At 41.3% G+C, this 1,031-nt stretch carries 1 protein-coding gene; it reads right to left on the minus strand.

From position 1 onward, the window contains the following. A partial coding sequence (gene tuf / locus ACYIAL_RS12820; RefSeq protein ID WP_483751909.1) for an elongation factor Tu occupies positions 1-1,031 on the minus strand: 1,031 nt, incomplete at both ends.

Raw genomic sequence — 1,031 nt, forward strand, 5'->3', positions numbered from 1 at the left:
ATTGGGTGAATTAATGATACTGTCATTTTGATGTTATCACCAGGCATTACCATTTCTACACCTTCTGGTAATTCGATAGTACCTGTTACGTCAGTTGTACGGAAGTAGAACTGTGGACGGTAACCTTTAAAGAATGGAGTATGACGACCACCTTCATCTTTGCTTAAGATATACACTTCTGATTCAAAATCAGTATGTGGAGTAATTGAACCTGGTTTTGCAAGTACTTGACCACGTTCGATTTCTTCACGTTTTGTACCACGTAGTAATACACCAACGTTTTCACCCGCACGACCTTCGTCAAGTAATTTACGGAACATTTCAACACCAGTACAAGTGGTTTTAGTTGTCGGTTTGATACCCACAATTTCAACTTCTTCACCAACTTTGATAACACCGCGTTCAACACGACCTGTTACTACTGTACCACGACCTGAAATTGAGAATACATCTTCAATTGGTAATAGGAATGGTTTGTCGATATCACGCTCTGGCTCTGGGATATAGCTGTCTAATGCTTCAGCTAATTCAACAATTTTGTCTTCCCATGCTGCTTCGCCTTCTAACGCTTTTAACGCTGAACCACGAATCACTGGTGTATCATCACCTGGGAAATCATATTGAGATAGAAGTTCACGTACTTCCATTTCAACTAATTCTAATAACTCTTCGTCATCAACCATATCACATTTGTTTAAGAATACGATGATGTAAGGAACACCTACTTGACGACCTAAAAGAATGTGCTCACGAGTTTGTGGCATAGGACCATCTGTTGCAGCTACGACTAAGATAGCACCGTCCATTTGTGCCGCACCAGTGATCATGTTTTTAACATAGTCAGCATGGCCCGGGCAGTCTACGTGTGCGTAGTGACGAGTTGGTGTGTCATATTCAACGTGTGAAGTGTTGATGGTGATACCACGTGCTTTTTCTTCTGGTGCGTTATCGATTTGATCGAATGCACGAGCTTGACCGCCGTATTTTTTAGCAAGTACAGAAGTAATTGCCGCAGTTAAAGTTGTTTTACC

The sequence above is a fragment of the Gilliamella sp. X-57 genome (assembly GCF_057063565.1).